The sequence below is a fragment of the Streptomyces griseoaurantiacus genome, assembly GCF_036189845.1.
Taxonomy (GTDB): Bacteria; Actinomycetota; Actinomycetes; order Streptomycetales; family Streptomycetaceae; genus Streptomyces; species Streptomyces griseoaurantiacus.
In genome coordinates this window covers 6,320,223-6,334,113 of record NZ_CP108326.1, presented here as the reverse complement: position 1 = coordinate 6,334,113, position 13,891 = coordinate 6,320,223, and the positions used below count along the sequence as shown (strand labels likewise).

Here is a 13,891-nt window from a genome sequence, read left to right as displayed (position 1 = left end):
CTACGAGCCCGTAGGTTACGGTGCCGTAGGTGCGGGCCCACCGCTCGGGTCCGCTCGCCGCACGCACGACTCCCGTATCCGTTCGTCCCCCTGGAGTGCCTCGTGACCGTAACCTCCCCCCTTCTCGGCAGCCCGTCCACCGCCTGGACCGACGCCCGGCTGCTCTACGCGCTCGAAGAAGTGGTGGAGAGGGAACTGAACCGGCACTTGAAGGTCGCCAAGGACTGGATGCCGCACGAGTACGTCCCGTGGAGCGAGGGCCGCAACTTCCCCGGCTTCTTCGAGGACGGCGAGGCCTGGGAGAAGGGTCAGTCCAAGGTCACCGAGATCGGCCGCACCGCCCTCGTGGTGAATCTTCTCACGGAGGACAACCTCCCCAGCTACCACCACGAGATCGCCACCCTCTTCGGCCGGAACGGTGCCTGGGGCACCTGGGTGCACCGCTGGACGGCCGAGGAGGGCCGGCACGGCATCGTCATGCGCGACTACCTGCTCGCCTCGCGCGCGGTGGACCCGGACAAGCTGGAGCAGTTCCGGATGTCGCACATGAGCGAGGGCTTCGAGTCGGACAACGCGCACTCGATGCTCCACTCGATCGCGTACGTCGCCTTCCAGGAGCTGGCCACCCGCATCTCGCACCGCAACACCGGCCACCAGTCGGGCGACCCGGTGTGCGACCGGATGCTGGCCCGGATCGCCACGGACGAGAACCTGCACATGGTCTTCTACCGCAACCTGCTCAAGGCCGCGTTCGAGCTGGCCCCCGACCTGACGATGCAGGCGGTGCGGGACGTGGTCGTCGAGTTCCGCATGCCGGGCCACGGCATCCCCGGCTTCGAGCGGGCGGCGGCGCAGATGGCCATAGGCGAGGTCTACAACCTGCGCATCCACCACGACGACGTGCTCCAGCCGGTACTGCGCCATCTGAAGGTGCTGCAGCTCGACGGCCTGGGCCCGGAGGGCCTGAAGGCCCAGGAGGAACTGGGCATGTTCCTGGGGGGCCTGGACTCCGAGGCCTCGAAGTTCGACGAGAAGCTCGCGGCCCGCAAGGCCCGCATGGCGGCGCGCGCCGCGGGCTGACCCCTCCGGGCCCCCGCCGCACCGCACGAAGGCGCAACCGCAGAAGCACCACCGCACGACCGCAGGGCCCCGCGCTCCGAACAGGGCGCGGGGCCCTGCGCGTGCTTCCCCGGCCGCGCCGTGCCCCGCGGCGCGGCGCACGGTTCACAGGCCGAGGATCCTCGCCACCAGCTCGGTCCGGCTGTGCGTGCCCGTCTTCGCGAAGACGCTCCTCAGATGGTCCCGCACGGTCCCCGTCGTCAGGTGCAGGTCCCGGGCGACCTCCCGCGAGGGCAGGCCCGCGACCACCTTGGCCAGCACCTCCCGCTCGCGCGGGGTGAGCCCGTAGGCGAGCTGCAGCACCTCGGCCACCTCCGCGGCCGGCGCCGGGTGCAGCGTGACAGCGACGGCGGCCGGGGCGGGCCCGGCCCCGCCGAGCGGGGCGGCGCGGACCGACAGCCACCGGCCCGAGCGGCCGCGGATCCGCCCGTACGCGGGAAGGGTCGCGCCCCTCCCCCGCGCGGCGACCTCCAGGACCGCGATCGGCAGCCCTGCGCCCGGGGAGGCGCCCACGGCGGACCCCAGCTCGTCCCACCAGAGCTTCGCGGCCGGGTTCTGCGAGAGCGGCCGCAGCTCCTCGTCGAGCAGGAGCACTCCCGCCTCGTCCGGGCCGGGCACCGCCTCGACCGGCGCCCGGTGGGCGGCCCGGCGCAGGGCCGCGCCGACCGGGGCGGACAGCCGCCGCAACACGGCGACGTCGGCCGGGTCGAAGTCCGGCCGCGCTCCCCCGCGGAACAGGGCGAGGGCGCCCCAGCACCGGCCGTCCACCACGAAGCCCGCCCGCAGCTCGTGCCGCGCGTCGATCAGCGGCAGCACGTGCCGGTACCGAGGGCTGGACCGGGGATCACCGCCGGTGGCCGCGGCGAGCGTGTCCGCGGACGGCCCGGGGCGGGCGAGTGCCGCGAACTTCAGCACGTCGTCCACCAGGTACTCGTTGTGAGCGGCTGCCGCGGCCGCCTCCGGCGTGAGGTTGACGCTCACGTCGTCGGTGATCAGCAGTGTCTCCGGGTCCACCGTGCCGAAGCAGTGGGAATCGGCCGGGACGAGCCGCGTCAGCCGCTCGGTGACGCGGCGCCGCAGCTCCCGGGAGCCGAGGTCGAGGCGGCACAGTGCCTCGACGTCGCGCACGGCCTCGCGCCGGGCCACCGGGGTGTTCGCCGGGTGTCTCACCGGACCGAATGTATCTCCATCCCCCGGAAGGGGGAGAGCCGCGCGCCTCCCCGCGCGCCTACCGTCGGCCGGGAACACCCCGTCACCAGGAGGTACCGGCATGTCCCCGTCCCTGCTCTCCGTCGGTCTCGACCCCGCGCTCGTGGACGACGCGCCCTCCTCACGGGCGGCGTTCCCGGAGATCGACGCGGCGGCGGTCCGGGCCGGGGTGGCCGCGGCCCGGGCCCGGCTCGAGGAGCTCGGCCTCACCGTCGACGTGTGCCTGCTCGATTACGGCCGTACGGCCGAGGCGGTCTACCGGGCCGCACTGGCCGGAAAGGAGTACGACCTGGTCATGGTCGGCGCCGGGGTACGGCTGGACCCGGCGCTGACCCCGCTGTTCGAGATGCTGGTCAACACGACGCACGAGCTGATGCCGGGGGCGAGACTCTGCTTCAACGTGAGCCCGACGACGACCGTCGAGGCCGTGCTGCGCTGGTGGCCCGGGCCCGCTCCGCGCACCTGAGCCGAGGTCGGCGGAGGCGGTCGGCCGGATGCTCAGCTCTCGTCCACGCGGACCAGGCGCAGGCGTTCCCCTTCGGAGAGGCCGCCCCAGACGCCGAAGCGTTCGTCGTGCCGGAGGGCGTAGTCGAGGCAGGCGGAGCGCATCTCGCACATGCCGCAGATGCGCTTCGCCTCGCGGAGCGAGCTTCCCGGCTCGGGGAAGAAGAAGTCCGCCCCCGTCTGGGCACAGAGGGCGCGCTGCTGCCAGGCGATGTCGGAGGTGGCCGACGGTTCCGAGTGCATGGGGGGATGGTGCCGTAGGGCGAAAAACGTTCGATCAACGCGGGATCAACGCGCTCGACTCCCGCGCGCCGGACGGGGTGCGGTGGCAGACTCGGCAGGGGACCCGGTCAGGACCGTGCGGAGGAACCGGACATGCTCAGTACGCGTTACGTCAGCGGCGCACCGAACTGGCTCGACCTCGGCGCCCCCGACATCGACGGCGCCGCCGCCTTCTACGCCGCCCTCTTCGGCTGGCAGTTCGGGCCGGCCGGTCCCGGCGCCGGCGGCTACGGCTTCTTCCGGCTCACCGAGAAGACCGTCGCCGGCGGCATGCCGATCACCCCCGAGCAGGGCCCGCCCTCGTGGAACGTGTACTTCCAGGTCCCGGACGCGGGTGCCACCGCGCAGGCGGTCGAGCAGGCGGGGGGCCGGGTCCTGGTGCCGCCCATGGACGTGATGGGCGAGGGCACGATGGCGGTCTTCGCCGACCGTGCGGGGGCCGCGTTCGGGGTCTGGCAGCCGGGCCGGCTGAAGGGGCTGGACGCGGCGGGCACCCTCGGCGCCCTGTGCTGGGTGGAGCTGCACACCGCGGACGTGCCCGCCTCGGCGGCCTTCTACCACCGGGTCCTCGGCTGGGAGGTCGAGGGCGTGCCCTTCCCCGGCGACACGACGTACACCTGCGTGAACCCGGCGGAGGGCGGCCCGGACGGCATGTTCGGCGGCCTGGTCGCGAAGGGCGAGGACCCGCTGGCCTCCGAGACGCGGGAGACGGGGCCCGGGGCGGCGCCGGACGCGTACTGGCTGCCGTACTTCGCGGTGGCGGACGCGGACGCCGTGGCGAGCAGGGCCGCGGAGGAGGGCGGCACCGTGCTCCTGCCGCCGACGGACGTGCCGGACGTCGGCCGGCTCGCGCGGCTCACCGACCCCTACGGGGCACGGTTCGCGCTGCTGCGACCCGCACCTCGGCAGGACTGAGGGGACCTGCCGCTCCGCTCGGCCCGCGCGCGAGAACGCGGGCGGAGGCGCAGAGCGGATTCACGCGGAGGCGCGGCGCACCAGCGTGGTGGGCAGCACCATCCCGGCGGGCGTGCCGTCCAAGGCCCCGCCCGTCCCGTCGCCGTCGCCGTCGCCGTCCAGGGTGCGCAGCAGCAGGCGGGCCATCAGGCGACCCATCTCCTCGATGTCCTGGCGGACCGTGGTGAGCGGCGGGTCGGTCTGCTCGGCGACCGGCAGCATGTCGTCGAAGCCCACGAGGGCGACGTCGTCCGGCACCCGCCGCCCCGTCTCCCGCAGCACCCGCAGGGCGCCCGCGGCGGTCAGGTCGTTGGCGGCGAAGACGGCGTCCACGTCCGGGTGTCGGGCCAGCAGTTCCCGCATCGCCCGCTCCCCGCCGGCGGGCGTGAAGTCGCCCTCCACCACGAGCCCGGGCTCGCTCTCGCCCATGACGTCCCGGAAGCCCTCCAGCCGGTCCACGCCCGAGGTCTGGTCGAGGGCCCCGGCGATGTGCGCGATCCGGGTGCGGCCGAGGCCTACCAGGTGGCGTACGGCCTCGCGGGCGCCGCCGCGATTGTCGCTGTCGACGTAGACGGCGTCCCCCGTCCCGTCGGTGCCCCCGCCCCAGCCGGGCCGCCCGCCGAACACGGTGGGGAGCCCGGCGCGGCGCACCAGGCCGGGCAGCGGGTCGTCGAGGTGCAGGGAGAACACGAGCGCCCCGTCGACGTGCCCGCCGGCGAGGTAGCGGCCCACTCGGGTGTGGTCCTCGCGGCCCTCGGTGAGCAGCAGGACGAGCTGGGAGTCGTGGGCGGTGAGTTCCTTGCTGATGCCGCGGAGCTGGACGGCGAAGAAGGGGTCGGCGAAGACCCGGGTCTCGGGTTCGGCGATGACGACGGCGACGGCGTCGTGCCGTTTGGTGACCAGGCTGCGGGCGGCCTGGTTGGGGACGTAGCCGAGCTCGTCGACGGCCCGGCGGACCCGCTCGGCGAGGCGTTCGCGCACGCCGTCGCCGCCGTTGACGACCCGGGAGACGGTGGCCCGGGAGACGCCGGCCAGGGCGGCCACCTCCTCCAGCGTGGGCCGCGGCGCGGTCTCGGTCACTCGGCACTCCTCCTCGGCGGATGCGGCCAGGATAGCTCCGGCCGCTCAGCCGTCCCCGGCCGCGCTCCGGTCTCCGCCGCGCGGGTGGGCAGGGGTTCCCTTGCGGGCGCGGCTGGGCTGGACGCGCTTGGGCTCGCCGGGCATCTTCGGGTACTCCGGCGGGTACGGCAGGTCGCCGAGTCCGTGGTCGTGCTCGTCGCGGCGGGCGAGTTCGAGGAGGGCGTCCAGGGAGTACGCGTGCGCGTCCATGTCCGCGTGGACGTCGCCGAGTTCGGCGAAACGGCGGGGCATGGTCCCCAGGTCGAAGTCGCGGGGGCGGGCCTCGGCGACCTCCTCCCAGCGCAGCGGGGCGGAGACGGGGGCGTGCGGCTCGGGGCGTACCGAGTAGGCGGAGGCGATGGTGCGGTCGCGGGCGGTCTGGTTGTAGTCGACGAAGATCCTGGCGCCGCGCTCCTCCTTCCACCAGGCGGTGGTGACCCGGTCCGGCATCCGGCGCTCGACCTCGCGGGCGACGGCGATGGCGGCGCGACGCACCTGGGTGAAGGTCCAGCGCGGCTCGATGGGCACGAAGACGTGCAGTCCCCGGCCGCCGGAGGTCTTGGGCCAGCCGCGCAGCCCGCCGAACTCCTCGAGGACGGACCGGAGTTCGTGTGCGGCGTGGACGGCTTCGGGGTAACCGGTGCCGGGTTGCGGGTCGAGGTCGATCCGGAGTTCGTCGGGGTGGTCGACGTCCCCGCGGCGCACCGGCCAGGGGTGGAAGGTGAGGGTGCCGTACTGGGCGGCCCACAGCACGGCGGCCTCCTCGGTGGGGCACATCTCGTCGGCGCTGCGGCCGCTGGGGAAGGTGATGTGGGCGGTGGGGATCCAGTCGGGCATGCTCTTGGGCGCGCGCTTCTGGTAGAACCACTCGCCCTCCACGCCGTCCGGGTAGCGCTGCAGGGTGGTGGGGCGGTCGCGCAGGGCGCGCAGGATGCCGGGGGCGACGGCCTGGTAGTAGCGGGCGACGTCCAGCTTGGTGAAGCCGCGCTCCGGGAAGAAGACCTTGTCCGGGCTGGACAGCCGCACGGTCCGGCCCGCCACCCGCAGTTCCACCGCTTCGCCCATGCGAGCCACGGTAGGCGTACGCCGCATACCTCGCACACCGGGCGAAGGCGGACGCCCGGCGCCAGAATCGGGGCATGGACCTGCCGGTGATGCCCCCCGTCCTGCCGATGCTCGCCAAGTCCGTGGCGCGGATCCCGCCGGACATGAGCTACGAGGCGAAGTGGGACGGCTTCCGTGCGATCGTGTTCCGCGACGGCGCCGAGGTCGAGCTGGGCAGCCGTAACGGCAAGCCGCTGACCAGGTACTTCCCCGAGCTGGTGGAGGCGCTGGGGGAGCGGCTGCCGAGGCGCTGCGTGATGGACGGGGAGATCGTGGTGGCTCGGGAGGGACGGCTGGACTTCGACGCGCTGAGCGAGCGCATCCACCCGGCGGCCTCGCGGGTGCGGACGCTGGCGGAGCGGACACCGGCCTCGTTCGTCGCCTTCGACCTGCTCGCACTGGACGACGAGTCCCTGCTGAACGCCCCGCTGACGGACCGGCGGGCGCTCCTGGAGCGCGCGCTGGCGGACGTGACGGCCCCGGTGCATCTGGCGCCGGCGACCCGGGACCGGGCGGAGGCCGAGCGCTGGTTCGAGGAGTTCGAGGGGGCGGGCCTGGACGGGATCGTGGCGAAGCCGTTGGACCTGCGCTACCGGCCGGACGAGCGGGCCATGTTCAAGATCAAGCACGAGCGGACGGCGGACGTGGTGGTGGCCGGGTACCGCTTCCACAAGAGCGGACCCGTGGTCGGCTCGCTGTTGCTCGGGCTGTACGACGAGGCGGGAGTGCTGCAGCACGTGGGGGTGTGCGCGGCGTTCACGGCGAAGCGGCGGGCGGAGCTGGTGGAGGAGCTGGAGCCGCTGCGGATGGAGGACGCCTCGGGGCACCCGTGGGCGGCCTGGGGCGAGGAGGCGGCCCACGCCTCCTCGCGGATGCCGGGGGCACCGAGCCGCTGGACGGGGAAGAAGGACCTGTCCTGGGTGCCGGTGCGCCCGGAGCGGGTGGCGGAGGTGGCCTACGACCACATGGAGAACGGGGCCCGCTTCCGCCACACGGCCCGCTTCCGCCGCTGGCGCCCGGACCGGGAGGCCCCGAGCTGCACGTTCGGGCAGTTGCAGGAGCCGGTGCGGTACGACCTGGCGCGGGTGCTGGGGGGCTGAACGGGGGCGCGGGCCGAACCCCCGGTCGCCCCCGCCCGCCGGACGCGCTCAGGCGCGGAAGGGCAGCCGGTCCGCGAGCGGGGCCAGGGTGGAGCGCTGGGCGGCGGTGGGGGCGCGGCGGCCCGTGCCGAGCAGGAGGGCTTCCTCGTCGGAGAGCGCGCCGGGGAGGGCGGCGCCCAGGACGCCCTCCAGCAGTGCGCGGGCGTGGGCGAGGCCCTCGGCGGGCGGACCGGGCACGCCGGGCAGGTGGGCGCGCAGGTCCAGGTGGTGCAGCGTCCACTCGTAGACGTACGCGGAGAGGTACTCCCCCACGGTGAGCACCTCTCCCTGGGTGGAGACCCGGAGGGCGGGCTCGGCGAGCCGGGCGGCGCGGCCGGCGGCGGAGCCGACGTCGTCCAGGTGGAACGTCAGCAGCCCCATGTCCTGGTACGCGGCGGCCAGCCGGACGGTCAGCGCGGAGAGGGGGTCCTCCCCGGGGGAAGCGTCCGGCGGGGGCGGGCCGTCGATCGTCCAGTAGGTGACCGCGTCCCGGGTGGGCGGGGCCGTGGTGGGTGTCGCCAGGGTGATCAGGACGTCCTGGGCGTCGACGACGAGGTGGCACACCAGGTCGCGCACCAGCCAGCCGGCGCATCCGGAGGGCCGAGCGAAATCCTCCTCGGGAAGCGCGGCGACCGCCGTGCGCAGCGCCTCCCAGGAGCGTGAGAAGAGGTCCACGCCGGTACGGTAGCGCCGCGCCGCGCCCGGCGGGGGGCCGCTCGGACCTTCCGCGGCCTCGCGCGCTCGACCCCCACTCGTCCCTACGGCTTCATCAGGACCTTGATCGCGCCGTCCTGCTTCTTCTGGAACATGTCGTACGCGTGGGGCGCGTCCGACAGGGGGACGTGGTGCGTGGCGAAGCCGTCGACGCCCAGCGGGTCCGCCTCCGTCAGGAGCGGGATGATGTCGTCGGTCCAGCGGCGGACGTTGGCCTGGCCCATCCGGAGCTGGATCTGCTTGTCGAACAGGGTGAGCAGCGGCATCGGGTCCGCCTGGCCGCCGTACACGCCGGACAGCGAAATGGTGCCGCCGCGCCGCACCAGGTCGATCGCCGTGTACAGGGCGGCGAGCCGGTCGACGCTGAAGCGTTCCGCGATCTTGGAGCCGATCGCCCGCGGCAGCACGCCCGCCGCCGTCTGGGCGAGCTTCGCGGCCTGGCTGCCGTGCGCCTCGGTGCCGACGGCATCGATGACGGCGTCGGGTCCGCGGCCGCCGGTCCTGTCGCGGATCGCCTCGACGAGGTCCTTCTCGCTGTCGAAGTCGCGCAGGTCGAACGTCTCCACGCCGCGCTCGCGCAGCCGTCGCAGCCGCTCGGGCACGAGGTCCACGCCGAACACCCGCTCGGCGCCCTGGTGCAGGGCGATCCGGCAGGCCATGTCGCCGATGGGCCCGAGGCCGAGCACGGCGACGCTGCCGCCCCGCGGGACGGCCGCGTACTGGACCGCCTGCCAGGCGGTGGGCAGCACGTCGGAGAGGTACACGAAGCGGTCGTCCGAGGGACCCTCGGGCACCTTGATCGGTCCGAAGTGGGCCTGCGGCACCCGCAGGTACTCGGCCTGGGCGCCCGGTACGGCCCCGTAGAGGCGGGTGTAGCCGAAGAGCGCGGCGCCCATGCCCTCGCCGGAGACCTGGGTGGTCTCGCACTGCGTGTACAGGCCGGTGTCGCACATCCAGCAGTGCCCGCAGGCGATCTGGAACGGCACGACCACGCGGTCCCCGGGCCGCAGGTTCGTCACCTCGGGGCCGACCTCCTCGACGATGCCCATGGGCTCGTGGCCCAGGATGTCGCCGGGTGTCATGAACGGCGTCAGCACCTCGTAGAGGTGCAGGTCGGAGCCGCACAGGCCGCTGGAGGTGATGCGGATGACCGCGTCCGTGGGCTGTTCGATGCGGGGGTCGGGCACGTCCTCGACGCGCACGTCCCGTTTGCCCTGCCACGTCACTGCCTTCATCGGCTCGTGCCCCTTCATCAGGTTCGGTTCGGCTCGGTTCGGTCGTCCGGTTCGATCGGATCCGGTCCGCCGGGTGGGGAGCCCGGGTACCCGGGGCGTTCCGCGTGAACCCGTCCTCGCGCCCGCAACGGCCCCGTCCGGGGCGCGGAGAGCGGCTGGTACTGCTATGGCTGCCCTGGCAGAGACCGTATGAAGGTCACACAATTGACGGATGAGTAGGAGACGCAGGACGGGGGCGGCCCCGAGGACCGCGCGGGCACGGACGGCGGGCCTGGTCACCGCCGCGCTGCTGGGCTCGCTGCTGGCGGGCTGCACCGGCGGGGGCGGCGGCTCGGACGACGACGGGGGCTCCGGAAGACCCAGCCGCAGCCCGGACGAGAGCGCCCGGCCCCCCGGCCCGGTGCTCGCCGTCAAGATCGACAACGTGGCCCCGGCCCGCCCTCAGGCAGGGCTCGACACGGCGGACGTCGTGTACGCGGAACAGGTCGAGGGCGGTCTGAGCCGGCTGATGGCGGTGTACGCGAGCCGGTGGCCCGAGTCGGTCGGGCCGGTGCGCAGCGCGCGCGAGTCCGACCTGGAACTGCTGCGCCAGTTCCACGATCCGACGCTGGCCTTCTCGGGCGCCCAGCACAAACTGCTGCCGCTGATCGACAAGGCGCCGCTGCGGGCCGCGACCCCGGAGTCGGAGCCGGACGCCTTCTACCGGGCCACGGGCCGGTCCGCCCCGCACGACCTCTTCCTGCACCCGCGCGAGCTGATGGGCTCCGCCCCGGGCGCGGACGCCCTCACCAACGGCTTCCGGTTCGGCGCCGCGCCCTCCGGCGGCACCCCCGAGAGCGCGCGCACGGTCCGGTTCCCCGCGGCCCGGTTCACCTTCACCTGGTCCGGCGACCGGGAGCGCTGGCTCGTCTCGACGGACGGCCGGCCGACCGTGACCCCCGAAGGCGACCGGGTCGCCCCCGCGACGGTGGTCGTGCAGTACGTCTCCGTGCACGACTCCACGTTCCACGACTACCTCGGCAGTGCCACGCCGTACACGGAGACCGTGGGCGCGGGCAGGGCACAGGTGCTGCGGGACGGCCGCTCGTACGAGGGCCACTGGAAGCGGGACACGGCGACGCAGGGCACGAAGTTCACGACGCCCGAGGGGGCGCCGCTGAATTTCGCCAAGGGCCAGGTGTGGGTGGTGCTCGCGCAGAAGCCGTGACCTCAGACCGCGCGCAGTTTCTCGGCCGCGTCGGCCACCCGGCCGATGAGGGCGAAGAACTGCTCCTGCTCCTCCGCCGACAGGGGGGCGAGGAAGACCTGGTTCATCCTGGCCGTGCGGACCGTGAGTCTGCGGTGGACGCGGACGCCCTCCTCGGTGAGGTCGAGCAGGAAGCGGCGGCCGTCCTGCGGGTCGCGGGCCTTGCCCAGCAGGCCCCTGCGGCCGAGGCGGCTGACGACCTCGGCGATCGTCGACCGGTCGAGGCCCACCCGCTCCCCCACCGTGCGCTGGTCGAGCCCCGGTTCGGCGACGAGTGTGTTGAGGACCGCGAACTGGGGCGAGGTGATCTCCTCGGAGACCATCGTGTTCCACAGCAGGTAGTGGGCCTGCTGGAGCCGCCGGGCCAGGTGCCCGGGGTGGGTGGAGAGGTCCACCGCGGCCATGTGCGCTCCTCGGATGCCTGGGAATTTCGTCGGTGCACTGAATGATATCCGCGCCCCGGCCCTCGCGTCGCTCTGCCTAGACGATTGACCACAACCCCCTGAACTGGCATTTCGCCGGGAAGGTCTTGACGGCTGCAGGGTGGGGTGGCAGCGTGAGCCGCACCTCGCAGGAATACTCAGTGCGCTGACTAACTGCCCGGCCGAGAAGAAGGAGCCGCAGGGATGGACAAGGTGATCGCCACGGCCGCGGAGGCGGTGGCGGACATACCGCCGGGCGCCTCGCTCGCGGTCGGCGGCTTCGGGCTCGCCGGTGTGCCGAACGTGCTGATCCAGGCGCTGTACGAGCGGGGGGTCGGCGGGCTGAGCGTGGTCTCCAACAACTGCGGTGCCATGGAGTCCGGTCTCGCGGTGCTCCTGGCGGCGGGGCGGATCGCCCGGGTGACCGGCTCCTACATCGGCGCCAACAAGGAGTTCGCGCGGCAGTACCTGGCCGGGGAACTGGAGCTGGAACTCATCCCGCAGGGCACGCTGGCCGAGCGGCTGCGGGCCGGCGGCGCCGGGATTCCCGCCTTCTACACCCCGGCGGGCGTCGGCACCCAGGTCGCCGAGGGCGGCCTGCCCTGGCGCTACGACGGCGAGGGCGGGGTCGCGCTCGCCTCCCCGCCCAAGGAGGTCCGCGAGTTCGAGGGCGGCCGGTACGTGCTGGAGCGCGGCATCCGCACCGATTTCGCGCTGGTGCGGGCGGCCAGGGGCGACCGGCACGGCAACCTCGTGTTCAGCAAGTCCTCCCGCAACTTCAACCCGCTCGCGGCCATGGCGGGCAAGGTGGCGATCGCCGAGGTGGAGGAACTGGTGGAGCCCGGCGACATCGATCCGGACGCGGTGCACCTGCCCGGTGTCTTCGTGCGCCGGGTGGTCGCGCTCACCCCCGAGCAGGCCGCCGACAAGCGGATCGAGAAGCGGACGGTGAGCTCCTGATGCCCTGGACACGTGAGCAGATGGCCGCCCGCGCGGCCCGCGAACTCGAGGACGGCCAGTACGTCAACCTGGGCATCGGCCTGCCCACCCTGATCCCGAACCACCTCCCGGCGGGCGTCGAGGTGGTCCTGGAGTCGGAGAACGGCATCCTGGGCACCGGCCCCTACCCCGCCGAGGACGCCGTCGACCCCGACCTCATCAACGCCGGCAAGGAGACCGTCACGGTCCTGCCGGGCGCCTCCTTCTTCGACTCGGCGCTCTCCTTCGCCATGATCCGCGGCGGTCACATCGACGTCGCCGTGCTCGGCGCGATGCAGGTCTCCGCCACGGGCGACCTGGCCAACTGGGCCGTCCCGGGCAAGCTGGTCACCGGGATCGGCGGGGCCATGGACCTGGTGCACGGCGCCCGTACGGTTCTCGTCGTGATGACGCACACCGCCAAGGACGGCTCCCCCAAGATCCTCACCGAGTGCACCCTGCCGCTCACCGGCAAGGGCTGCGTGGACCGCGTCATCACCGACCTGGGCGTCCTGGACGTCACCGACGGCGGGCTCGTGCTCGTCGAGACCGCACCCGGCGTGACGGTCGCGGAGATCACCGCCGCGACCGACGCCGCACTCACCCTCGCGCAGGGACTGGAGGAGCAGCAGTGAAGGACGTCTATCTCGTCGACGCGGTCCGCACCCCTGTCGGCCGCTACAACGGCGGCCTCGCCTCCGTCCGGCCCGACGACCTCGCCGCCCACACGATCCGCGCCCTGCTCGCCCGCACCCCGGGCCTGGACCCCGCCCGGATCGAGGACGTGTACTTCGGCAACGCCAACGGCGCCGGGGAGGAGAACCGCAACGTCGCCCGCATGGCGGGCCTGCTGGCCGGACTCCCGACCTCCGTGCCCGGCGTCACCGTCAACCGGCTGTGCGCCTCCGGGTTGGAAGCCGTGGTCCAGGCGGCCCGCGCCATCGCCGTCGGCGACGCCTCGATCGCCCTGGCCGGCGGCGTGGAGTCGATGACCCGGGCCCCCTACGTGCTGCCCAAGAACGAGCGCCCCTTCCCGGCCGCCCACACCGAGCTGTACTCCACCACCCTCGGCTGGCGCATGGTCAACCCGAGGATGGACCCGCAGTGGACCGTCCCGCTGGGCGAGTCCGCCGAACTCATCGCCGAGAAGCACAGGATCACCCGCGAGCAGCAGGACGAGTTCGCCCTCCACAGCCACCGGAAGGCCGCCGCCGCGCAGGGCTCCGGTCTCTTCGACGCCGAGATCGCCCCCGTGCCGGTCCCACGGCGCAAGGGCGAGCCGGTCCCCTTCGAGGCCGACGAGTCCGTCCGCGCCGACACCTCCCCCGAGGCCCTGGCCAAGCTGAGGCCCGCCTTCCGCGAGGACGGGGGCACGGTCACGGCGGGCAACGCCTCCCCCCTCAACGACGGAGCCGCCGCCCTGCTCCTGACCGACGAGGAAGGGCTGCGGGCCACCGGCCGCGAACCCCTCGCCCGGATCTCGGCCACCGGCGTCTCCGCCACCGACCCCCACTACTTCGGCCTCGCCCCCGTCGAGGCCGTCGACCGGGCGCTGGCCAAGGCGGGCCGCAGCTTCGCCGACCTCGACGTGCTGGAGCTGAACGAGGCCTTCGCGGCGCAGGTCCTCGGCTGCCTCGCCGAGTGGCCCGAGATCGACCCCGCCGTCCTCAACCCGCAGGGCGGCGCCATCGCCCTCGGCCACCCGCTGGGCGCCTCCGGGGCCCGCCTCGCCGGCACCGTCGCCCACCAGCTCGCCCGCAGGGGAAGCGGCACCGGTGTCGCGACGCTCTGCATCGGTGTCGGCCAGGGTCTCGCCCTCGTCCTCGAACGCTGACGGAACCGCCGTCCCCGCAAGGGCCCACACGA

15 protein-coding genes are annotated in these 13,891 nt (G+C 73.7%); 8 read left to right on the top strand and 7 right to left on the bottom strand.

Annotation, left to right across the window (positions count from 1 at the left end):
• Positions 1-102 precede the first annotated feature (102 nt).
• Entirely contained in the window at positions 103-1,080 is a 978-nt protein-coding gene (locus OHB09_RS28005) for an acyl-ACP desaturase (protein ID WP_006139859.1), read from the top strand.
• A gap of 144 nt (positions 1,081-1,224) precedes the next feature.
• Here the strand turns inward: OHB09_RS28005 and OHB09_RS28000 are convergent, their stop codons facing one another.
• Positions 1,225-2,289 (bottom strand): helix-turn-helix transcriptional regulator, encoded by a 1,065-nt coding sequence (locus OHB09_RS28000; protein WP_167794154.1) that lies wholly within the window; start codon positions 2,287-2,289, stop codon positions 1,225-1,227.
• A gap of 100 nt (positions 2,290-2,389) precedes the next feature.
• Here OHB09_RS28000 and OHB09_RS27995 point away from each other — a divergent pair, with 100 nt between their 5' ends.
• A complete protein-coding gene (locus tag OHB09_RS27995) occupies positions 2,390-2,794 on the top strand; it encodes a hypothetical protein (protein ID WP_006139857.1) in 405 nt (134 codons plus the stop codon).
• A gap of 32 nt (positions 2,795-2,826) precedes the next feature.
• On the opposite strand, the gene OHB09_RS27990 is transcribed toward OHB09_RS27995, so the two are convergent.
• Entirely contained in the window at positions 2,827-3,075 is a 249-nt protein-coding gene (locus OHB09_RS27990) for a WhiB family transcriptional regulator (protein ID WP_006139856.1), read from the bottom strand.
• A 132-nt stretch (positions 3,076-3,207) separates the two neighbouring features.
• On the opposite strand from OHB09_RS27990, the gene OHB09_RS27985 reads away from it, so the two are divergent.
• Positions 3,208-4,029 carry a VOC family protein gene (locus OHB09_RS27985; RefSeq protein WP_093592894.1) on the top strand — a complete coding sequence of 274 codons (822 nt, stop codon included), beginning with the start codon at positions 3,208-3,210 and terminating at the stop codon, positions 4,027-4,029.
• Positions 4,030-4,089: 60 nt separating this feature from the next.
• On the opposite strand, the gene OHB09_RS27980 is transcribed toward OHB09_RS27985, so the two are convergent.
• Both OHB09_RS27980 and ligD read right to left on the bottom strand, forming a co-directional pair.
• Positions 4,090-5,148 (bottom strand): LacI family DNA-binding transcriptional regulator, encoded by a 1,059-nt coding sequence (locus OHB09_RS27980; RefSeq protein ID WP_191851788.1) that lies wholly within the window; start codon positions 5,146-5,148, stop codon positions 4,090-4,092.
• Positions 5,149-5,193: 45 nt separating this feature from the next.
• A complete protein-coding gene (gene ligD, locus OHB09_RS27975; protein WP_234528359.1) occupies positions 5,194-6,252 on the bottom strand; it encodes a non-homologous end-joining DNA ligase in 1,059 nt (352 codons plus the stop codon).
• A gap of 74 nt (positions 6,253-6,326) precedes the next feature.
• Here ligD and OHB09_RS27970 point away from each other — a divergent pair, with 74 nt between their 5' ends.
• The gene (locus OHB09_RS27970; RefSeq protein ID WP_006139850.1) at positions 6,327-7,391 is read left to right on the top strand and encodes an ATP-dependent DNA ligase; all 1,065 of its coding nucleotides are present in this window, start codon (positions 6,327-6,329) and stop codon (positions 7,389-7,391) included.
• A 48-nt stretch (positions 7,392-7,439) separates the two neighbouring features.
• Here OHB09_RS27970 and OHB09_RS27965 read toward each other — a convergent pair whose 3' ends face one another.
• Both OHB09_RS27965 and OHB09_RS27960 read right to left on the bottom strand, forming a co-directional pair.
• Positions 7,440-8,105, bottom strand: a complete 666-nt coding sequence (locus OHB09_RS27965; RefSeq protein WP_328922733.1) for a maleylpyruvate isomerase N-terminal domain-containing protein — start codon at positions 8,103-8,105, stop codon at positions 7,440-7,442.
• A gap of 83 nt (positions 8,106-8,188) precedes the next feature.
• A complete protein-coding gene (locus OHB09_RS27960; RefSeq protein ID WP_040894937.1) occupies positions 8,189-9,379 on the bottom strand; it encodes a zinc-dependent alcohol dehydrogenase in 1,191 nt (396 codons plus the stop codon).
• Between the two features lie 211 nt (positions 9,380-9,590).
• Here OHB09_RS27960 and OHB09_RS27955 point away from each other — a divergent pair, with 211 nt between their 5' ends.
• Positions 9,591-10,586, top strand: coding sequence for a DUF3048 domain-containing protein (locus OHB09_RS27955; protein WP_093592905.1), 996 nt, complete (start codon positions 9,591-9,593; stop codon positions 10,584-10,586).
• 2 nt (positions 10,587-10,588) lie between these two features.
• Here OHB09_RS27955 and OHB09_RS27950 read toward each other — a convergent pair whose 3' ends face one another.
• Entirely contained in the window at positions 10,589-11,029 is a 441-nt protein-coding gene (locus OHB09_RS27950; RefSeq protein ID WP_093592908.1) for a MarR family winged helix-turn-helix transcriptional regulator, read from the bottom strand.
• Positions 11,030-11,251: 222 nt separating this feature from the next.
• Here OHB09_RS27950 and OHB09_RS27945 point away from each other — a divergent pair, with 222 nt between their 5' ends.
• The 3 genes from OHB09_RS27945 to OHB09_RS27935 are packed head-to-tail and all read left to right on the top strand — an operon-like array spanning position 11,252 to position 13,859.
• Complete coding sequence (locus OHB09_RS27945) at positions 11,252-12,007, top strand: CoA transferase subunit A (RefSeq protein ID WP_006139845.1); 756 nt, start codon at positions 11,252-11,254, stop codon at positions 12,005-12,007.
• Positions 12,007-12,660, top strand: a complete 654-nt coding sequence (locus OHB09_RS27940) for a CoA transferase subunit B (protein ID WP_006139844.1) — start codon at positions 12,007-12,009, stop codon at positions 12,658-12,660. The genes OHB09_RS27945 and OHB09_RS27940 overlap by 1 nt, the downstream gene beginning before the upstream one ends.
• Positions 12,657-13,859 carry a thiolase family protein gene (locus tag OHB09_RS27935; RefSeq protein WP_167794161.1) on the top strand — a complete coding sequence of 401 codons (1,203 nt, stop codon included), beginning with the start codon at positions 12,657-12,659 and terminating at the stop codon, positions 13,857-13,859. The genes OHB09_RS27940 and OHB09_RS27935 overlap by 4 nt, the downstream gene beginning before the upstream one ends.
• Positions 13,860-13,891: the final 32 nt, after the last annotated feature.

Excerpts from the sequence above, each read along its gene's own strand:
- OHB09_RS27945 (WP_006139845.1), top strand. The coding sequence starts at position 11,252 with ATGGACAAGGTGATCGCCACGGCCGCGGAGGCGGTGGCGGACATACCG.
- OHB09_RS27940 (WP_006139844.1), top strand. The coding sequence starts at position 12,007 with ATGCCCTGGACACGTGAGCAGATGGCCGCCCGCGCGGCCCGCGAACTC.
- OHB09_RS27990 (WP_006139856.1), bottom strand. The coding sequence starts at position 3,075 with ATGCACTCGGAACCGTCGGCCACCTCCGACATCGCCTGGCAGCAGCGC.
- OHB09_RS27985 (WP_093592894.1), top strand. The coding sequence starts at position 3,208 with ATGCTCAGTACGCGTTACGTCAGCGGCGCACCGAACTGGCTCGACCTC.
- OHB09_RS27960 (WP_040894937.1), bottom strand. The coding sequence starts at position 9,379 with ATGAAGGCAGTGACGTGGCAGGGCAAACGGGACGTGCGCGTCGAGGAC.
- OHB09_RS27970 (WP_006139850.1), top strand. The coding sequence starts at position 6,327 with ATGGACCTGCCGGTGATGCCCCCCGTCCTGCCGATGCTCGCCAAGTCC.
- ligD (WP_234528359.1), bottom strand. The coding sequence starts at position 6,252 with ATGGGCGAAGCGGTGGAACTGCGGGTGGCGGGCCGGACCGTGCGGCTG.
- OHB09_RS27950 (WP_093592908.1), bottom strand. The coding sequence starts at position 11,029 with ATGGCCGCGGTGGACCTCTCCACCCACCCCGGGCACCTGGCCCGGCGG.
- OHB09_RS27995 (WP_006139857.1), top strand. The coding sequence starts at position 2,390 with ATGTCCCCGTCCCTGCTCTCCGTCGGTCTCGACCCCGCGCTCGTGGAC.
- OHB09_RS27955 (WP_093592905.1), top strand. The coding sequence starts at position 9,591 with ATGAGTAGGAGACGCAGGACGGGGGCGGCCCCGAGGACCGCGCGGGCA.